The sequence below is a fragment of the Microvirga sp. BSC39 genome, from assembly GCF_000739015.1.
Lineage (GTDB): Bacteria > Pseudomonadota > Alphaproteobacteria > Rhizobiales > Beijerinckiaceae > Microvirga.
Genome location: NZ_JPUG01000058.1, coordinates 20,633 through 36,948 on the forward strand (window position 1 = coordinate 20,633; position 16,316 = coordinate 36,948).

Annotated in this window: 13 protein-coding genes; 7 read left to right on the top strand and 6 right to left on the bottom strand. The window is 59.0% G+C overall.

What is annotated here, in order from left to right; all coding sequences use genetic code 11:
- The first annotated feature begins 594 nt into the window (after positions 1 to 594).
- Positions 595 to 1,185 (top strand): TetR/AcrR family transcriptional regulator, encoded by a 591-nt coding sequence (locus tag MA07_RS09385; RefSeq protein ID WP_036349810.1) that lies wholly within the window; start codon positions 595 to 597, stop codon positions 1,183 to 1,185.
- 561 nt (positions 1,186 to 1,746) lie between these two features.
- Here MA07_RS09385 and MA07_RS09390 read toward each other — a convergent pair.
- The 3 genes from MA07_RS09390 to MA07_RS28795 all read right to left on the bottom strand — a co-directional run bounded on the left by MA07_RS09390 (position 1,747) and on the right by MA07_RS28795 (position 7,413).
- Positions 1,747 to 4,953: an efflux RND transporter permease subunit gene (locus MA07_RS09390; protein ID WP_052002995.1), complete on the bottom strand. Its 3,207-nt coding sequence runs from the start codon at positions 4,951 to 4,953 to the stop codon at positions 1,747 to 1,749.
- 30 nt (positions 4,954 to 4,983) lie between these two features.
- On the bottom strand, positions 4,984 to 6,066 hold the full coding sequence (locus tag MA07_RS09395) for an efflux RND transporter periplasmic adaptor subunit (protein WP_244445205.1): 1,083 nt from the start codon (positions 6,064 to 6,066) through the stop codon (positions 4,984 to 4,986).
- 846 nt (positions 6,067 to 6,912) lie between these two features.
- Positions 6,913 to 7,413 (bottom strand): LysR substrate-binding domain-containing protein, encoded by a 501-nt coding sequence (locus tag MA07_RS28795; protein WP_244445206.1) that lies wholly within the window; start codon positions 7,411 to 7,413, stop codon positions 6,913 to 6,915.
- A 219-nt stretch (positions 7,414 to 7,632) separates the two neighbouring features.
- On the opposite strand from MA07_RS28795, the gene MA07_RS09400 reads away from it, so the two are divergent.
- The 5 genes from MA07_RS09400 to MA07_RS09420 all read left to right on the top strand — a co-directional run bounded on the left by MA07_RS09400 (position 7,633) and on the right by MA07_RS09420 (position 12,048).
- On the top strand, positions 7,633 to 8,433 hold the full coding sequence (locus MA07_RS09400) for a hypothetical protein (protein ID WP_152568799.1): 801 nt from the start codon (positions 7,633 to 7,635) through the stop codon (positions 8,431 to 8,433).
- Entirely contained in the window at positions 8,433 to 8,813 is a 381-nt protein-coding gene (locus tag MA07_RS09405; RefSeq protein ID WP_036349817.1) for a DUF6220 domain-containing protein, read from the top strand. Before MA07_RS09400 ends, MA07_RS09405 begins: the two co-directional genes overlap by 1 nt.
- A 381-nt stretch (positions 8,814 to 9,194) precedes the next feature.
- Entirely contained in the window at positions 9,195 to 9,980 is a 786-nt protein-coding gene (locus tag MA07_RS09410; protein WP_052002998.1) for an ATP-binding cassette domain-containing protein, read from the top strand.
- The gene (locus MA07_RS09415) at positions 9,980 to 11,029 is read left to right on the top strand and encodes an ABC transporter permease (RefSeq protein WP_036349823.1); all 1,050 of its coding nucleotides are present in this window, start codon (positions 9,980 to 9,982) and stop codon (positions 11,027 to 11,029) included. Before MA07_RS09410 ends, MA07_RS09415 begins: the two co-directional genes overlap by 1 nt.
- Positions 11,030 to 11,112: 83 nt before the next feature.
- Entirely contained in the window at positions 11,113 to 12,048 is a 936-nt protein-coding gene (locus tag MA07_RS09420) for a sugar-binding protein (RefSeq protein WP_036349934.1), read from the top strand.
- A gap of 358 nt (positions 12,049 to 12,406) precedes the next feature.
- On the opposite strand, the gene MA07_RS09425 is transcribed toward MA07_RS09420, so the two are convergent.
- The 3 genes from MA07_RS09425 to MA07_RS09435 form a co-directional block, all read right to left on the bottom strand.
- Positions 12,407 to 13,642: an adenylate/guanylate cyclase domain-containing protein gene (locus MA07_RS09425; RefSeq protein WP_036349826.1), complete on the bottom strand. Its 1,236-nt coding sequence runs from the start codon at positions 13,640 to 13,642 to the stop codon at positions 12,407 to 12,409.
- 465 nt (positions 13,643 to 14,107) lie between these two features.
- Positions 14,108 to 14,422, bottom strand: coding sequence for an Atu4866 domain-containing protein (locus MA07_RS09430; RefSeq protein ID WP_244445211.1), 315 nt, complete (start codon positions 14,420 to 14,422; stop codon positions 14,108 to 14,110).
- 54 nt (positions 14,423 to 14,476) lie between these two features.
- Positions 14,477 to 15,205: an SDR family oxidoreductase gene (locus tag MA07_RS09435; RefSeq protein WP_036349832.1), complete on the bottom strand. Its 729-nt coding sequence runs from the start codon at positions 15,203 to 15,205 to the stop codon at positions 14,477 to 14,479.
- Between the two features lie 134 nt (positions 15,206 to 15,339).
- Here MA07_RS09435 and MA07_RS09440 point away from each other — a divergent pair, with 134 nt between their 5' ends.
- A complete protein-coding gene (locus tag MA07_RS09440) occupies positions 15,340 to 16,239 on the top strand; it encodes a LysR family transcriptional regulator (protein WP_036349837.1) in 900 nt (299 codons plus the stop codon).
- Positions 16,240 to 16,316: the final 77 nt, after the last annotated feature.

Sequence of the window (16,316 nt, forward strand, 5' to 3'; positions counted from 1 at the left end):
TTCATGAACACTCAGCCGTCCTTGGCCAATCCTAGGTCTAGGACGGTCCTTCCGTTGTACGGCTAACGTTTTGTCGTGATCTGCGCGGATTCTCCCCTCCCGGCGCTCGCCTGTTTTGTCGAACAGGTTCTGAATCGGAGCCACACTTATCAGCTTGATGGATCGCTGATTTGGCCGTGGTCGCTCTGGCACAGGCCTGGGATCGGAGCGCTGTCCACCTTCGCGACAATGAGGCTGGTATAGGTCACGCAGTGAGGATCCCTAGCCCTCCGGGAACGTCCTCTATTCCTTGCTTGAGCAGACCCTCGGCCTACTTCCGAGAAGTGCCAGGAGGCGCAGCACTCTCAAGCTAATCTCATTCCTTCAGCCTCTCAGGAGGAGAGATGCAGCCTAAGTCTCGATATTGTCCAGTTCTCCCATTTAAATCGTGCTGACATCAGCCTGACATTCTGCTGCTGCACCTGAAAGAGTCATCGAATTGCATTCGGACAAAAACTTGAAATATCGCTAGAACCTGTTATCATACCGATTAGTACGATATCCTGCCGCGCTGCCTGATCTATCAGTCGTAACGGCAGAAGGATGTGGAGAACCATGGGTCGCCATCGCGAATTTGATCCAGACGAGGCGTTGAAAGTAGCGCTTCAGGTCTTCCGACGTCGAGGCTACGAGGGCACCTCCATTTCCGACCTGACGGAGGCTATGGGCATCACACGCCCTAGCCTCTATGCGGCGTTCGGGAACAAGGAAGATCTCTTCCGGCGGACGCTCGATCTCTATGAGCGCCAGCACCTGTGCTTCGCGGACGCAGCTCTTCAGGCGCCGACGGCACGTGAAGCGGTCGAGCGGCTCCTGCGCGGCTATATCAATGTCCTGACCGATCCCATGAGCCCTCCTGGCTGTCTTGGGGTGAATGGCGCTGTGGCCTGCAGCGCGGCGAGCGAGCCCATCCGCGAAGAGCTCATCGCCCGTCGAATAGTCAACGAGAACAACCTGCGCGATCGTTTGGAGACGGCCCGTGCCGACGGCGATTTCCCCAACGATGAAGATCCTGCCGATTGGGCCCGCTATGTCGTGTCGATCGGCCTCGGGATGGCGGTCAAGGCAGCATCGGGCGCTTCGCGCGAGGAACTCCAACGGGTAGTTGATGTCGCATTGCGGAGCTGGCCAACTGTGCCGCGCTGAAATCTGGATCGTTCCCCATTCCTAAGTTCGAAGGTTGCTTAACCCCTTCGACCGTTGAGCTGATCGGAATGAGGGTAGCCCCAAGAATCAAGGTTGCCTCGATCGTTCCATCCGGTGGAGGGCTCCGGGTCAGCCCATCGACTTCGATCCAGAGCGCCTTTCCATCCATTCTGAGGATCTCACCTGGTGCCGCAGGAATTTTGTCTCAGTTCGTGGTCGTCCCATGACCGAGCGATGCACCGATCCGAGAACGATCGGCTTCAGCAACTGTCATCCTTCCAAACGGAATTCGTTCAGTGCTCCGATTTTCCAGCTGGAACATAACCTGCGCCGGATTTTCTCGCTCAGCAGGCGAGACCCGCACGTTGATCAGAACTACCTCGTTCGTGACCTGCTAAACTTCCTCCGCCCTCACATCTTCCGAACGAAGACCATTGGCAAAAGATAGTGCGAAAGCGGCAACCAGTCGGAGACTTTTCCAAAACGGCACCATGGAAAGCGCCCCAGTTTTTTGGCTAGAGTGATCGAGAGGGCTGCCTGAGGCAGCACCCTCGCATTCATTTAGCTCACCAATTCCTTCACTGGATGCAGCTTAGTGACCGCATCCGAGACCGCCTGATCAGGTTGATGCTGAAGGCGGCGATTCCCCGCCAATCGACGGACGAGAACATAGAAGACCGGTGTGAAGAACAGACCGAAGGCCGTCACGCCGATCATGCCCGAGAACACGGCCACACCCATGGCAGCCCGCATTTCGGCCCCCGCCCCCGTCGATACCACCAGCGGCACGACGCCCATGATGAAGGCAAGCGATGTCATGAGGATCGGTCGCAGACGCAGACGGCTCGCCTCGATCGCCGCCTCAACGGGAGTACGACCATCGAACTCAAGTTCACGGGCGAACTCCACGATCAGGATCGCGTTCTTCGCAGAGAGGCCGACCAGGACGATGAGCCCGATCTGAGTGAACACGTTGTTATCGCCCCCGGTCAGCCATACGCCGGCCAGAGCCGCAAACAGCGCTAGCGGCACGATCAGGATGATCGACACCGGCAGCGTCAAGCTCTCGTACTGCGCCGCCAGGACGAGGAAGACGAGCAGAATGGCAATCGGAAAGACCAGAATGCCGGAATTTCCTGCCAGAATTTCTTGATATGTCAGCTCGGTCCACTCGGCCCTGAATCCTTTCGGCAAGGTCTCGGCCGCAATCCTCTCGACTGCTGCTTGCGCCTGCCCTGATGAGTATCCCGGGGCCGCCTGTCCGTTAACGTCGGCTGAGAGGAAGCCGTTGTATCGCATCGCGCGCTCCGGCCCTACGCTCGACTGGATGTTCAACAGAGCCTTCAGCGGGACCATCTCACCCGAACTGGAACGCACCTTCAGGAAGCCAATATCCTCAGCGCGGGCCCGGAAGGAAGCATCTGCCTGCACTCGCACCGAGTAAGTCCGCCCGAATTTGTTGAAGTCGTTCACGTAGACTGAGCCCAGATAGATCTGGAGGGTACTGAACACATCCGAAACTGCAACCCCGAGCTGGCGCGCCTTGGCCCTATCGATATCAGCGTAGAGCTGAGGGACGTTAATCGAATACCCCGAGAACAATCCAGCAAGCTCTGGCGCCGTTGCGGCCTTGGCCAAGAAGTCTTTCGTGGCACGATCGAGCGCTTCATAGCCGAGGCCGGCTGTATCCTCGATCTGAAGCTTGAAGCCGCCGATCGTACCCAGCCCCTGCACCGGCGGAGGAGGAAAGATGGCAGTCACGGACTCTGTAATAGAGGCGAACTTCTGGTTCAGTTGACCTGCAATCGCCCCGGCGCTGAGATTTGGATCCCGACGGTCCTCAAATGGCGCAAGGGTCAGGAACACAATGCCAGCATTCGAGCTGTTGGTGAAGCCGTTGATCGACAGGCCAGGGAACGCGACCGCGTGCTCCACGCCCGGCTGTTTCAGGGCGATGTCGGTCATCTGCCGGATGACGCTCTCCGTCCGGTCGAGAGTCGCAGCATCCGGCAGTTGGGCAAAGCCGACTAGATACTGCTTGTCCTGCCCTGGGACGAAGCCGCTCGGCACCAGCTTGAACAGAAAGCCCGTCGCGCCCAGCAGAGCCACATACACGAACAGCATCAAAGCCTTCGTCGCGATCGCCCGCCTCACACCAGTGCCATAAGCACCCGTTCCCCGATGGAAGATCCTGTTGAAGCGGCGGAATAGCCAGCCGAACAGCGTGTCCATGATCCGGGTGAGCCGGTCCTTCGGCGCATGATGATCGCGAAGGAGAAGGGCCGCTAAGGCAGGTGACAGGGTCAGCGAATTGATCGCCGAGATCACCGTTGAGATGGCAATGGTGACGGCAAACTGCTTGTAGAACTGCCCTGTCAAGCCGCTGATGAACGCAAGCGGGATGAACACTGCCACCAGCACCAGTGCGATGGCGATGATCGGTCCGGAGACTTCCTGCATAGCACGGTAGGTCGCCTGACGGGGGCTCAGCCCCTTCTCGATGTTCCGCTCCACGTTCTCGACCACCACGATGGCATCGTCGACCACGATGCCGATGGCGAGAACGAGCCCGAACAAGCTGAGGGCGTTGATGGAAAAGCCAAGGACCTGCAGGACCGCGAATGTGCCGACGATCGAAACCGGAACAGCAGCAAGAGGAATGATGGACGCCCGCCAGGTTTGCAGGAACAGGATCACCACGAGTACCACCAGGAGCACAGCTTCGATCAGCGTATGGACCACTGCGTTGATTGAGGCGCGCACGAACTGGGTCGTGTCGTAGACGATCTGGAAGTCAATGCCGTCCGGCATGTTGGCCTTGATGTCCGCCATCTCGGCGCGAACCTTGTCGGCGATCTCAATAGCGTTCGACCCCGGCGCCTGGAGGACCGGAATGGCGACGGCCGGCTTGTTGTTCAGGAGAGACCTCAAGGCGTAGTCGGCCGCGCCGAGTTCGATGCGGGCTATGTCGCGCAGGCGTGTAATCTGCCCGTCGCCCCCAGTTTTGACGATGATGTCGCCGAACTGTTCCTCATCATGAAGACGCCCCTGGGCATTGATCGACAGCTGAAGATCGACCCCCGGCAGGCCGGGCGAAGCGCCGACCACGCCGGCGGCCGCCTGCACGTTCTGTGCGCGGATCTCGTTGACGACGTCGTCCGCAGAGAGACCGTGCTCGGCGATCTTCTGAGGGTCCAACCAGACGCGCATTGAATAATCACCCGATCCGAACAACTGGACCTGACCCACGCCCTGGATCCGAGCAAGACGATCCTTGACATTGAGCGCCGCGTAGTTTCGCAGATAAGTAACGTCGTAGCGGCTGTCGGGCGAGAGCAGGTGAACCACCATCATCAGGTCCGGCGAGCTCTTGACGGTGGTAACGCCCAGACGACGCACTTCCTCGGGCAACCGGGGTTCGGCTTGCGAGACTCGGTTCTGCACGAGTTGCTGCGCCTTGTCCGGATCAGTACCGAGGGCGAAGGTCACAGTGAGCGTCAGTACGCCGTCGGTCGTCGCTTGGCTGCTCATGTAGAGCATGTCCTCGACTCCGTTGACGGCCTCCTCGATCGGAGCAGCCACGGTCTCGGAGATGACCTTGGGATTCGCACCCGGATACTGCGCGCGAACGACTACCTGGGGCGGCACGACTTCAGGATATTCCGAGATTGGCAGAACGCGCAGGGCAAGCAATCCGACCACGAAGATGAGCACGGACAGAACCCCGGCAAAGACTGGACGGTCGATGAAAAAGCGGGAGATGTTCATGGCAGTGGCCTTCAAGCCTTTGGAATGCGATCAGTTCGACGCGGAAGCGGAAGAACTCCGCGTTTCGAGCGCGGCAGATGTTTCGTGCCCTTCGCTTTGCGGAGCGATCAGGGCGCCCGGGCGGACCTTCTGAAGACCGCCGATGATGATCCGTTCGCCAGGGTTGAGGCCACTGGTGACAATACGCCCTCCATCCACGGCTGCCCCGAGCTTGATTTCGCGGTAATTTGCCTTTTGAGCCGGATCGACGACGAGAACGTATTTCTTATCCTGATCGACCCCAATGGCCCGCTCGGGCACGACCAGCGCGGGCGTCGTCTTGGCTTGGCCGAGCCGGAGGCGCGCGAACTGGCCCGGCATCAACCGGTCGTTGCTGTTGTCGAACACCGCACGCACGCGGACCGTGCCGCTGGCGCCATTGACGGTGTGGTCGATGAGTTGAAGCTTGCCGCGCTCGACCTTGGTGTCCGGTCCTGAGCGCATCTCGACGGGAACGCGGGCGAGATGGTCCCGCCGATCACCCTTAGCCGGCAGAGTCTCGAGCACCCGCTGCACCGCGCGTTCATCCGCATCGAAGCTTACATAGATTGGGTTGGTCGAGACGATCGTGGTCAGGACCGGCGCGCTGGATCCGCCATTGACGAGATTGCCTGCGGTCACCTCGATCCTCCCCACGCGTCCGTCGATCGGCGCACGCACCTCGGTGTAGGACATGTTGAGGCGCGCGGCCTTGGCGACTGCTTGTGCGGCACTGACGTTAGCCTCGGCCTCGCGAACGTTGTTCATCCGTGTGTCGAGTTCGCGTTGTGCGATGGTCTGGTTGGCGGTCATCCGCAGGCCACGCTCCAGCTCACTGCGGGCAAAGGCAAGATTTGTCTCGGCTGCGCGGGCCTGAGCGTCAGCTTTCTCGACCTCTGCAATGTATGGCGCAGCATCAATCGTGAAGAGTAGGTCGCCCTTTCGGACCAGTGATCCCTCGCGAAAATGGATCGCCTCGATAGCGCCGGGAACCCTTGGCCGGAGATCTACCCGCTCGATCGCCTCTAGGCGGCCCGAGTACTCCTCCCACAGCGAAACGTGGCGACTGTCAACGGCGGCGACTGTTGCTGGCATAGCAGACGGCGCCGGCCCCGTATCACTGCCTTGGGTGGCCGTGCTGCCGAGCATAGACCAGAGAGAGATCCCGCCCAGAATCACGCTTACGGTACCGAGGGCAGTTAGGAGCCGGGTCTTGGACGTATTTGACATGGTGAGGCCGCTCATTCGCAGATTAGCCGGCATCTAAAGTGTGCCGAATCCGTACCAGTTGGTATAATACTGATCGGTACGGATTGGAAGAGGCGGTCCAGCTGTTTTTATATCGACTGATACGCAAAGGTACGGTTAGAGCCTGCCGTAGCGGCACCAATGTGCTCTGGCGCACACAGCCTTACCTTCTGCACCCCTCAGACGCACGGTATCCAAGACAGGATGGCAATTGAAAATCTTCATGATGGGTAACGCTGTCAGTTCACGGATCAGCGGTGTGCGCTGCGACTTCTCGCATTGTTACAGCCCACGAGAAATCCCTTATCACGCCCATTCAGAGCTTGCTTTGTCGGCCTATGTTTACCGTAAGAGGAAGAAATACAGGCATTTCAGCAATAGTTCTCCGGTCCGAGGTAGAGTTCCGGGCCTGAGCGCTCTGTATGAAAGGCCGTATCTGGGTCATTGATTGAACACTGCTCACCACTAGGAATGTCTGATGTTCTCGACCGGACCGGAGTTCGGCCTAGGTTCTGGAAGTACAAGAAGCCGCCCCTACTGGTATAGCGTTTCGTCGGCCCAGCCGACCTCAGGATGACAGACCGGGATAAGGCAATGGCCCGAAACCCGGACCTATCTGCCGGTTTCTATGACTGGCACTAATTGATGCAACAACCTCACCGAGGGAGAGACTGGGCGGATCTTGCGTATGTATCAAGGCCGCCAACCAAGGCATCGAAAGTAACGCGGCAGCGGGGGGTTGGACCTGAGAACCTCATGCATCACGACCAAAGTTTGCAGGTCAAGCCTGAACTCCTCCGCCAGAACCCGAACGAGATCAGGGTTCCGAGCGGCTATCGGAACCTGGCACACACCGATGCCAAACCCCGCTCGAATGGCAGCAAGCTGCGCCAAGTCGCTGTCAGCCTTGAATGCAAAGTGAATGGGATCAAAGCCGCTGACCCGATTGAGCATTTTGCGGATCGCCGGTGTCTCGCGGTCAAACCTGATGAGGTCATGCCGGCTCAGGCCCTTGAGGGCGGAGGGAGCACCGCGCTGATCCAGGTAGCCCCTGTGCGCGTGAAGCCCAAGCGTGATCGATCCTACAGACCGCGCCACAAGAGCCTCATGCATAGGCTCGACCATTCGGACCGCAACATCGGCCTCACGCCGAAGCAGATCATCGAGGCTGTTCGACAGCGCCAACTCTATCACGAGTTCAGGATGCCGCCTTCGAAGATCTGTCAGGATCCTGGTAGAACTTCGACGCCAACCACCTCGCTGGCACTGATCTGTACTGTTCCCCTAACAGCGGTGCCATGGCCGGACGCCGCCCGCAGCAGCGCTGCGGAAGTGGAGGCCAATGTCTCCGCATAGGGCTTCAGCGCGAGCGCGGCCTCCGTTGCCGCCGCGGCTGAAGGCTGCGCCCTCATCGTGCATGCAGTCAACCCGCCAAGCTATCGGAACTGGGGCAAGGTCGTACTGCCGATGCTGGACAACTCCATAGCCGCAGCACGCCAGAACGGATCTTGCATCCTCCTTCCAGGCACCATCTACAACTACGGCCCATTCGCCTTCCCGCTTCCGGATGAGAACTCGGTCCAGCAACCCGTCAGCCGCAAGGGTCGCATCCGGGTCGAGATGGAGGTGCGCCTGCGGCGCGCGTCGATACAAGGTGCAAAGGCGCTGATCATTCGTGCCGGCAACTACTTCGGCCCGCGCGCTGGCAACAACTGGTTCTCGCAAAGTCTCGTGAAGCCGGGCCGTTCTGTCACGGCAGTCACCTACCCCGGCAGGCCAGGCGTTGGCCACCAGTGGGCCTACCTGCCGGACGTCGCCGAGTCCATGGTTCGCCTTGTCGAGCGTGCCAGCCTAGAGAACTTTGCTACCTTCCATACGGAGGGCCACTGGGATCATGGCGGTCGGCAGATGATCGAAGCGATCAAGCGGGCTGTCGGCAGGTCTGATCTGCCTGTCTTGCAATTGCGTTGGCGCCTGATGGCTCTCGCTTCACCCTTCATACCCCTGTTCCGGGAATTACGTGAGGTGAAGTATCTCTGGGATGAACCGGTCCGAATGACCAATGCCCGCCTGCGTGACGCAATTGGAGCCGAGCCGCTCACGCCGCTTGATGAAGCTGTCAGGGCTACTCTGGTGGGCTTGGGGTGCCTGATGGAGAGCGAACAGACTGTGCAGAATGCCTCTGGTACTAGGCACTCCCAGGGGAGGCTCTAATGCAGCGCGCGACCTTCGTGACATCACTCGCCTGGTTTGTTCCAGGTGCAATCCTCTTACAGTTTTTACTGGCCGGCCTGTCTCGTTTCCATGATATCCAACTGTGGCCAGTCCATACCATCCTGGGATCCGCACTCGCTCTTCCCATTGGAGTGGTTGCATTCAAAGGCCTCATCAGCAGCCATGCCCTGCGTCTGCGGGTCTGGGCTTTGGCTCAGGTCGGGATCTATGTTAGCCAAGTCGCCTCAATTGCTGTTGGTCAGAACACCGGCTCTGGCCTTTTCCAAGCTCTTCATGCCTTCAATGCTGGGCTTCTTCTGATCTCATTTGTGGTCGCACAGAAGATTGCACTGACTTCTATGAACCAGTTGACCAGATGATAATCCGCTCCGGGTCAAAATGCGACCTGGAGTGGAGCCAAGTAAAGGCTACCTCTCGGCCAACTTGCGGAAGTTCGGCTTAGGTTGGGCGTCGTAGCCGTCCGGATCCCCCTGATTTGAGAGTCCTCCGGTTAATGGTCGGTAGAGAATGACCAACAAGCGTCGTTTATTGGCAGTTCACAATGAATGTCCTCAGTTGGAACGAGAGGATGTTTGTTGAACTGAGGTTTTGTTCACCTGCGATATACCTGATTTTGCAGTAAGAGGCGGCAACGTGAGATGAGCGCCACACTTCAAGGTTGTCTAGGCTAAGTCTGTCGCAACCGAAGTAGCAGATGACATCGAACAGGATCTCGTGCTTTCATCAGCGACGGCGCGAAGATGCCGCCCAGACGAAAAGTCTGGAGTCAAAGGGAGGGAAGAAGCTTGTCACTCCTCGTTCTGCAGGACGTCGGGAAGGAATTCGGCGCCATTCGGGCTCTTTCCCACGTCAACCTCATAATCAAGCCTGGCGAGGTCGTCGGCCTCATGGGTGACAATGGTGCTGGCAAATCGACCCTCGTAAAGATCATCGCGGGTAACTTTCCTCCTTCCCATGGCAGAATCCTGTTCGAGGATCAGGAGGTTCATTTCACGAAGCCGGTTGATGCCCGCTCGGTCGGGATTGAAGTCGTCTACCAGGATCTCGCCCTTGCCGATAACCTGACAGCTGCCGCCAACGTATTTCTTGGGCGTGAACTGAAGCGCAAGGTCGGCCCCTTCTCGTTCCTTGATCACGCTTCAATGAACCAGCGGACGGCAGACCTCTTTCGCGAACTGAAATCCGAGACCCGCCCCGATGACGTCGTCCGCGCTATGTCGGGCGGCCAGCGGCAGGCCGTCGCAATTGCGCGGACGAGGCTCGCCAAGGCCAAGCTTATTCTCATGGACGAGCCGACTGCGGCTATTTCAGTCCGTCAGGTAGCTGAGGTCCTCGATCTCATCCGCCGCCTGCGCGATGCGGGGATAGCTGTCATCCTGATCTCGCACCGCATGCCTGATGTGTTCTCGGTCTGTGAACGGGTGGTTGTCATGCGGCGAGGAACTAAGGTCGCGGACAAGCCGATCAGCCAGTCGAGCCCTGAGGAAGTCACCGCCCTGATTACGGGCGCCAAGGAAGCGGCGTGATGAGCGAACTCTCCCCGGCAACCGGCTCTGAGACGACAGATTTTTCGAACGTGGGGCGAACCCGCTGGTGGCGACGCGGCTTCTTCGCGAGCCAGACAGCCTATGTCGCAGCGGCCCTTATCGCGATCATGATCGTGATGTCCTTTCTGAGTTCAGCCTTTCTCAGCCCGGGCAATCTGGCCAACGTAGCAAAGAACTTTTCTTTCGTAGGCATCGTGACTCTCGGCGTCACTCTCGTGATCGTCACTGGCGGCATCGACCTGTCCGTGGGCTCCACAATGGCGCTGTCGGCTATCACCTGTGCCATTATCATGCAGACCCTGAGTGGCACCGCATTCGACAACGTTCCGATTGCCGGAATGCTGATGTCGCTAGGTGCTGGTCTCGGTGTTGCCCTGCTCATTGGCTTGGCCAACGGGCTGCTGATCGCCCGGGTTGGTCTCTCTCCCTTTGTGACGACGCTGGGTATGCTCTCTATCGTGCGTGGCCTTGCCTATGCGGTTACAGAAGGACGGGGCCAGGCTCCGACCGGGAGGGATGTCGATCTTTTCTACGGCATTACCGACGGAAACATCGCCGGTGTGCCGGTAGCCGTCGTCTACCTCCTCGTACTTGCAATCATCATCGGTATCATTCTTCATCACACAGCCTTTGGGCGGCATGTTTTCGCCTTAGGCGGCAACGAGAAGGCAGCAGCCCTCACCGGCATTGCAGTCGAGCGGGTGAAAATTTCAGTTTATGTCTTGTCCGCCCTCTCAGCGGGCTTTGCCGGCATCCTGATGGTGGGATGGCTCGGCTCAGCTCCGGCCAATCTTGCGACAGGCTACGAGCTGACGATCATCGCGGCTGCCGTTATCGGTGGCGCCAATCTCAACGGCGGCATCGGCGGCCCGGCCGGAGCCGTAATCGGAGCTCTTCTCATCGAGGTCATCCGCAATGGTCTAGTTCTAGCCGGCATCAACGCCTATTGGCAGATCGTACTCGTCGGCGCGATCATCATTCTAGCAGTTCTCGTCGACCGCCTGCGCACCTTGCGAATGTCATCTTAAACATTGTCACAAAGTCGGACGAAAGAAGCCGGCTATGAGAACCTAGCCATGGGGCTACAATCAACTAGGAGGAAGACGACATGATAAAACGCCTGATCCTTGCCGCGGTCGCTGTAGCCGCTTTGACGACTCCCGCAGCAGCCCAGCAGACCTACAAGTTCGCCATTGTCCCGAAGGCAATGAACAACCCCTATTTCGATCTCTCCCGTGATGGATGCATGAAGCGGGCAAAAGAGCTCGGGAACGTCGAATGCATCTATAAGGGGCCTGTTGAACATGAGCCGGCCAGCCAAGCCCAGATCATTCAGGATCTGATCAGCCAGAAAGTAGACGGCATCGCCATCTCCGTGTCGGATGCCGCCGCCGCAGTGCGCGTGATCAAGGCCGCTCGCGATGCGGGCATTCCGGTCATCACGTTCGATGCGGATGCTCCCAACTCCGCACGCCAAGCTCATGTAGGCACCGACAACCGGGCGATGGGGCGCGCGCTCGGCGAGGAACTCCTCAGGCTGCGGCCGGAAGGCGGCAAGTTCGCCATGGTGTCCGGCGGCCCTGCCGCCGCCAACCTCAAGGAACGGGTCGAGGGCGTTCGCGATGCGTTGAAAGGCTCCAAGTGGACGGAAGCGTCCGGCTCGCCCACGTACTGCAACGATGATCTGGCACTCGCCGTGCAGCAGATGCAGGACCTGAAGACCGCTAATCCGGACCTCGCTGCCATCGTGCCGGTGGGCGGTTGGCCGATGTTCGTTCCCGAAGCGTATAAAAGCTTCGTGAACAAGAACAAGGGTGCGATGGATCAAGGCAAGTTTACCCTCGTGGTCGCAGATACCCTGAAGGTGCAACTCGAACTGCTGCGCGATGGCTATGCGAATGCTCTCGTTGGCCAGCGCCCCTATGAAATGGGCGAGAAGGCGATGGATATACTTCTGCAGCTCAAGAAGGGCGAAAAGGTCCAAGAGATCGTCTATGCCGGTATTGACCGTGTGACCAAGGATAACGTCACGTCCATGTTGAAGTAGGTCGACGCCTTCATGAACACGCAGATCGTCCTTGGCCCATTCTCAGGCTTGGGACGATCGCTTTAGTTTAACCAAGCAGATGTCTTGTGGAACTTCGCGACCCCCTCCTTCCCGCAACTCGCCCGTATCAAGGGGGAGGTTCTGAACCGCAGCCAAAGGTACCAAGTTGAACGATCGCTGAGTACACAGGCCAATTCTAATGTCTCTATTAGGTGACCTGCTGGTTGGTTAGATCGATGAAAATGGTCGGTGCGCACCTGCCTCTCCCGTCCGAATAGGAAGGCGAGATGACGGGCGAACTCTCGGGTGATCGTCTGCCGCCTCAGCAGTTTGGGTTGGCCCGACTGATCGGCGCCTGCTACGGTTCCTCAGCCTGCATCCAAGATGGGTCGAGCGTGAACAACTCCTGCGGGCGGTTCACCCCTCTCAATGCATAACGGCCAACGGAAACGAGGCATTCCCGCTCGGCCGTTGCAGCCGCGGCGAAGAAAGCCGAAGAAACTAGAACATCCCTTTCAACCGAGCGACAGAGGGCAGAGATCCGACTCACCTCGTTTACCGCCGGGCCAACTACAGTGAAGTCGAGGCGGTCCTGGCTGCCGATGTTACCGTAAAAGACCTCGCCGATGTGAAGGCCCAGATAGGCATCGGCAACCGGCAGGTTCGCGGCTTTGCGGGTCCGGTTCAGCGCGCCGATCCGGGACCTCATTAAGTGCTCTGCCTTAAGAGCACACTGGCAGGCCTTGCTCGGATCCTCTTCTTTGAAGATCGCGAGAGTGCCGTCCCCAATTAGCTTGAGAACATCACCACCGGCCTCACAGATCGACGAGATGATCGCTTCCGAGTAGTCGTTCAGGAAAGGGATGATCTGCTCCGGATCGGCTGTCTCGGTGATATGCGTGAAGCTGCGCAGGTCGCTGAACCAGAGAACGGCTTGGATTCGGTCGGTGACGCCACGGGCGATCCTCCCTTTCAGGACGAGGCTGCCGGCATCACGCCCAAGGTAGGTTTCAACGAGTGTCTTGGCGATGCGGGCAAGCGAGGCGCATTTCAGGGCGAGCATCAGAGACGATGCCAGCTCGCGGACAAGCGATATATGCTCGTCCGTAAAGCCGGACTGGACGTCCGTAGTCCAGGATGAGTAGAAGGAATCCATCTCTCCAATGACGCCCTCGGCCTCAAAGCGATGGATCAGAACAAGATAATCCGTCTGCCCCTCAGCGCGCAGATCCGCCAAGACGGAGAAGTCCTCCACATGACCCGGCCCTATCCGCCGCCGCAGGAAATCCTCTCCGCTCATCAGAAGATGATAGTAGGTGCTCCTGCGCCAACTGGCGGCGGCCTCGCCTCCGACATTGGTGCGGCCATACTCGACCATGTGGTCGAGATTACCCTGATCATCACGGCGCCAGCGGAAGACGCGTCCCTCATGGATCGGATGCAGCGTGTCGATGACGATGTTTACGCGCGCGACGGGCACGCCTCCGGCTGCAAGGCGATGGCAGAAGCCGTGAAGGAGCTGCAGCTCCGTCATGCCTGTCAGCCCGGCCTTCGTGACCCATCTGACAATGTCGGCTGCCTTGCCGCTATCCATGGCGGTCCCCCATGATCCCGAATCTGCCGGCAGCCATCAACCACCGCAGACAGAGTAGTCAGTCATATCCGCAAGTGGATCAAGTGTCTCCCCGCCGCTCAGTCTATTCTGCCGGAGAGAGCTGAGGCCCCGCTGGTCCAGACTGCTTCACCAGCCGTTTCATAGATGCAGCAACGACCACGCTCCCCACTGCCACATAGACGACAGACGCGACGAGCAGGCCGAATAGGGTCACGCCCAGCATACCAGTGAGCATGGCCGTGCCTGGGGCCCGTGTATCTTGGCTCCAGGGCCGCCGGCGGGCGATCCCAGGTCAACTTTTCACACTCGGTCGACCGATCGTCATCTTTTGCACCGAAGCGGTCCAAACCCAGGCGTCCGACGAGTGCCATGGCTGGGCATAGAAACCCGGTTGAGGAGCACAGGAGCTCGACCGCGACTGTCTCGAATATCAAGGTTTCTGTTTCACTTGCCCTCTCTGTAAAACAGCATTCCGTCGTGATGGAGGACGCCGTCGCTGAACTCACCGTCGGCCGTGAATCCTTTATCGTCCCAGTAGTCGATCTTGTTGCCGCGGATCTCATAGCGACCCTGATAGGCGGACATGCGGGTGCCCCGCGCCTCATCATAACGGCCATTCGGGAGAAGCTCCTGGCGGATGTGGCCGTCACTCGTGACCCACATGCCAATGTAGGGGTGAGTTGCCATCTCAGTTGTATCCTTGACTAGGGGTTGATTGTTGCTCAAAGGCTGTCCGAGTGCCAATGGTGCGCTGACCATTGCGGCAGCAAGGACGAGAGGGAGTTTGCTCCTTGACATCGCATGCTCCTTTCTTCAGTGAGGACTTGCAGTCGGACGAACGATGATCTCGCTCACGTCCACCTCCGGGGGCTGCTCGATCGCATAGCGGATCGCCCGTCCGATGGCGTCCGAATTGATCGCTGTCCTGCGGAACTCCCGCATGGCCGCTCGGGCGCTCTCGTCCGAGATCGTCTCGGCGAGCTCGCTGGTGATCACGCCAGGCGAGATCACTGTGACCCGCAACTGATCCGTCTCTTGCCGAAGGCCGTCTGAGATGGCCCAGACCGCGTATTTCGTTGCGCAGTAGACCGCAGCCGTTGGCGAGACCCGATGTGCACCGATGGACGCGACATTGATGATGTGACCGGAGCCTCGAGCTTCCATGACAGGCAACACCGCCGCAATGCCGTTCAGAACGCCCTTGATGTTCACGTCAACCATCTGGTCCCACTCACTCAGTTTGAGAGCGCTGAGGGGCGAGAGCGGCATGACACCCGCGTTGTTCACAATTACATCGATGCGGCCGAACTCCTCGAGCGTGGCAGACACGACACTGGCGAAGTCCTCTCGCGAGGTCACGTCGAGCCGGTGGGCCCGCGCGACTCCGCCAGATGCCTTTATCCGGCTGACGAGGGCATGCAGACGTTCTGTCCGGCGTGCGCCTACGATGACTGCGTGGCCGACTTTGGACAGTTCCAGAGCCACCGCCTCACCGATCCCACTGGAGGCGCCGGTGATCAGAATAGCCTTCATCTCGGACATCGATTTCTCCTTTCAGCCAACCTTGTGCCCCGACCTTTGACGCGGCGGTCTCAAGCTCATGGACAAAAGGTAGTTCGACTGAGCTGTGAAATCGACTTGCCAATCATGTATGTGTTGGTAAGATTTTGTCACCAATGACTACGGATCTTGCTGGCATTACCGTCTTCGTAACCGTCGCTGAAGCACGAAGCTTCCGGGCCGCCAGCGAACGCCTGGGGGTGACGCGCTCTGCTGTCAGCCAAGCCATTCGCCGGCTTGAGGAGCGGATGGGTGTGGCGCTGGTTCAGCGCACGACCCGCAGCGTCCACCTCACGGAGGCCGGAGAGCGGCTCTATCAGGCGGTTCGCCCTGCGCTCGACGACGTCAGCACTGCCATGGAAGCCGTGGGTGAGATGCGCGCGCAGCCCAGCGGCATGCTGCGCATAACGGTCTCCTCCATTGCCGAGAGATTCCTTAATGGCCCGCTGCTGGCAGCCTTCGTTGAGACTTATCCCGACATCCGCCTCGATATCACTGTCACTGACGAGGAATTCGACATCGTGGCCGAGGGCTTCGATGCTGGCGTGCGTCTCGGTGAGGTGATCGAGCAGGACATGATCGCCATGCCTGTCTCAAGCAAGCAGCGTCAGATGGTCGTAGGCTCCCCTGACTATGTCGGGCGGCATGGTGCACCAGCCCATCCTCGGGAGCTGCCAAAGCATCTCTGCATGGGCTGGCGGCCAAACCCGCAGGTCGCCCCTTACCGATGGGAGTTCACTGAGAGCCGACGCGACTTCGCTGTCGACGTGAACCCTCACGTGACGACCAACGACATGAGGGTGATGATACAATTGGCTTGTGCGGGAGCAGGCCTGACCTTTGGGATGGAAGAGACTTTCCGCTCCCATATTGCCCGTGCTGAACTTGTGCCACTTCTGGAAGAGTTCTGCCCACCGTTCCCTGGCTTCTACCTCTACTATCCGACCCGCAGGAATGTGCCGCTCAAATTGCGCGTCCTCATCGACTACCTGAGACAAAGACAACGGGATACCTAAAACCGCCTGTCGTATGAGGTGAGCCAGACAGGTGGGATCGCGCTCACTATCTGCCGGCGGCTTAACTCCGGAAGGTG

What these genes read in the sequence shown, in the direction of transcription:
- MA07_RS09385 (WP_036349810.1), top strand. Translation starts at nt 595, where the DNA reads ATGGGTCGCCATCGCGAATTTGATCCAGACGAGGCGTTGAAAGTAGCG.
- MA07_RS09390 (WP_052002995.1), bottom strand. Translation starts at nt 4,953, where the DNA reads ATGAACATCTCCCGCTTTTTCATCGACCGTCCAGTCTTTGCCGGGGTT.
- MA07_RS09395 (WP_244445205.1), bottom strand. Translation starts at nt 6,066, where the DNA reads ATGCCAGCAACAGTCGCCGCCGTTGACAGTCGCCACGTTTCGCTGTGG.
- MA07_RS09405 (WP_036349817.1), top strand. Translation starts at nt 8,433, where the DNA reads ATGCAGCGCGCGACCTTCGTGACATCACTCGCCTGGTTTGTTCCAGGT.
- MA07_RS09410 (WP_052002998.1), top strand. Translation starts at nt 9,195, where the DNA reads ATGCCGCCCAGACGAAAAGTCTGGAGTCAAAGGGAGGGAAGAAGCTTG.
- MA07_RS09415 (WP_036349823.1), top strand. Translation starts at nt 9,980, where the DNA reads ATGAGCGAACTCTCCCCGGCAACCGGCTCTGAGACGACAGATTTTTCG.
- MA07_RS09425 (WP_036349826.1), bottom strand. Translation starts at nt 13,642, where the DNA reads ATGGATAGCGGCAAGGCAGCCGACATTGTCAGATGGGTCACGAAGGCC.
- MA07_RS09430 (WP_244445211.1), bottom strand. Translation starts at nt 14,422, where the DNA reads ATGGTCAGCGCACCATTGGCACTCGGACAGCCTTTGAGCAACAATCAA.
- MA07_RS09435 (WP_036349832.1), bottom strand. Translation starts at nt 15,205, where the DNA reads ATGTCCGAGATGAAGGCTATTCTGATCACCGGCGCCTCCAGTGGGATC.
- MA07_RS09440 (WP_036349837.1), top strand. Translation starts at nt 15,340, where the DNA reads ATGACTACGGATCTTGCTGGCATTACCGTCTTCGTAACCGTCGCTGAA.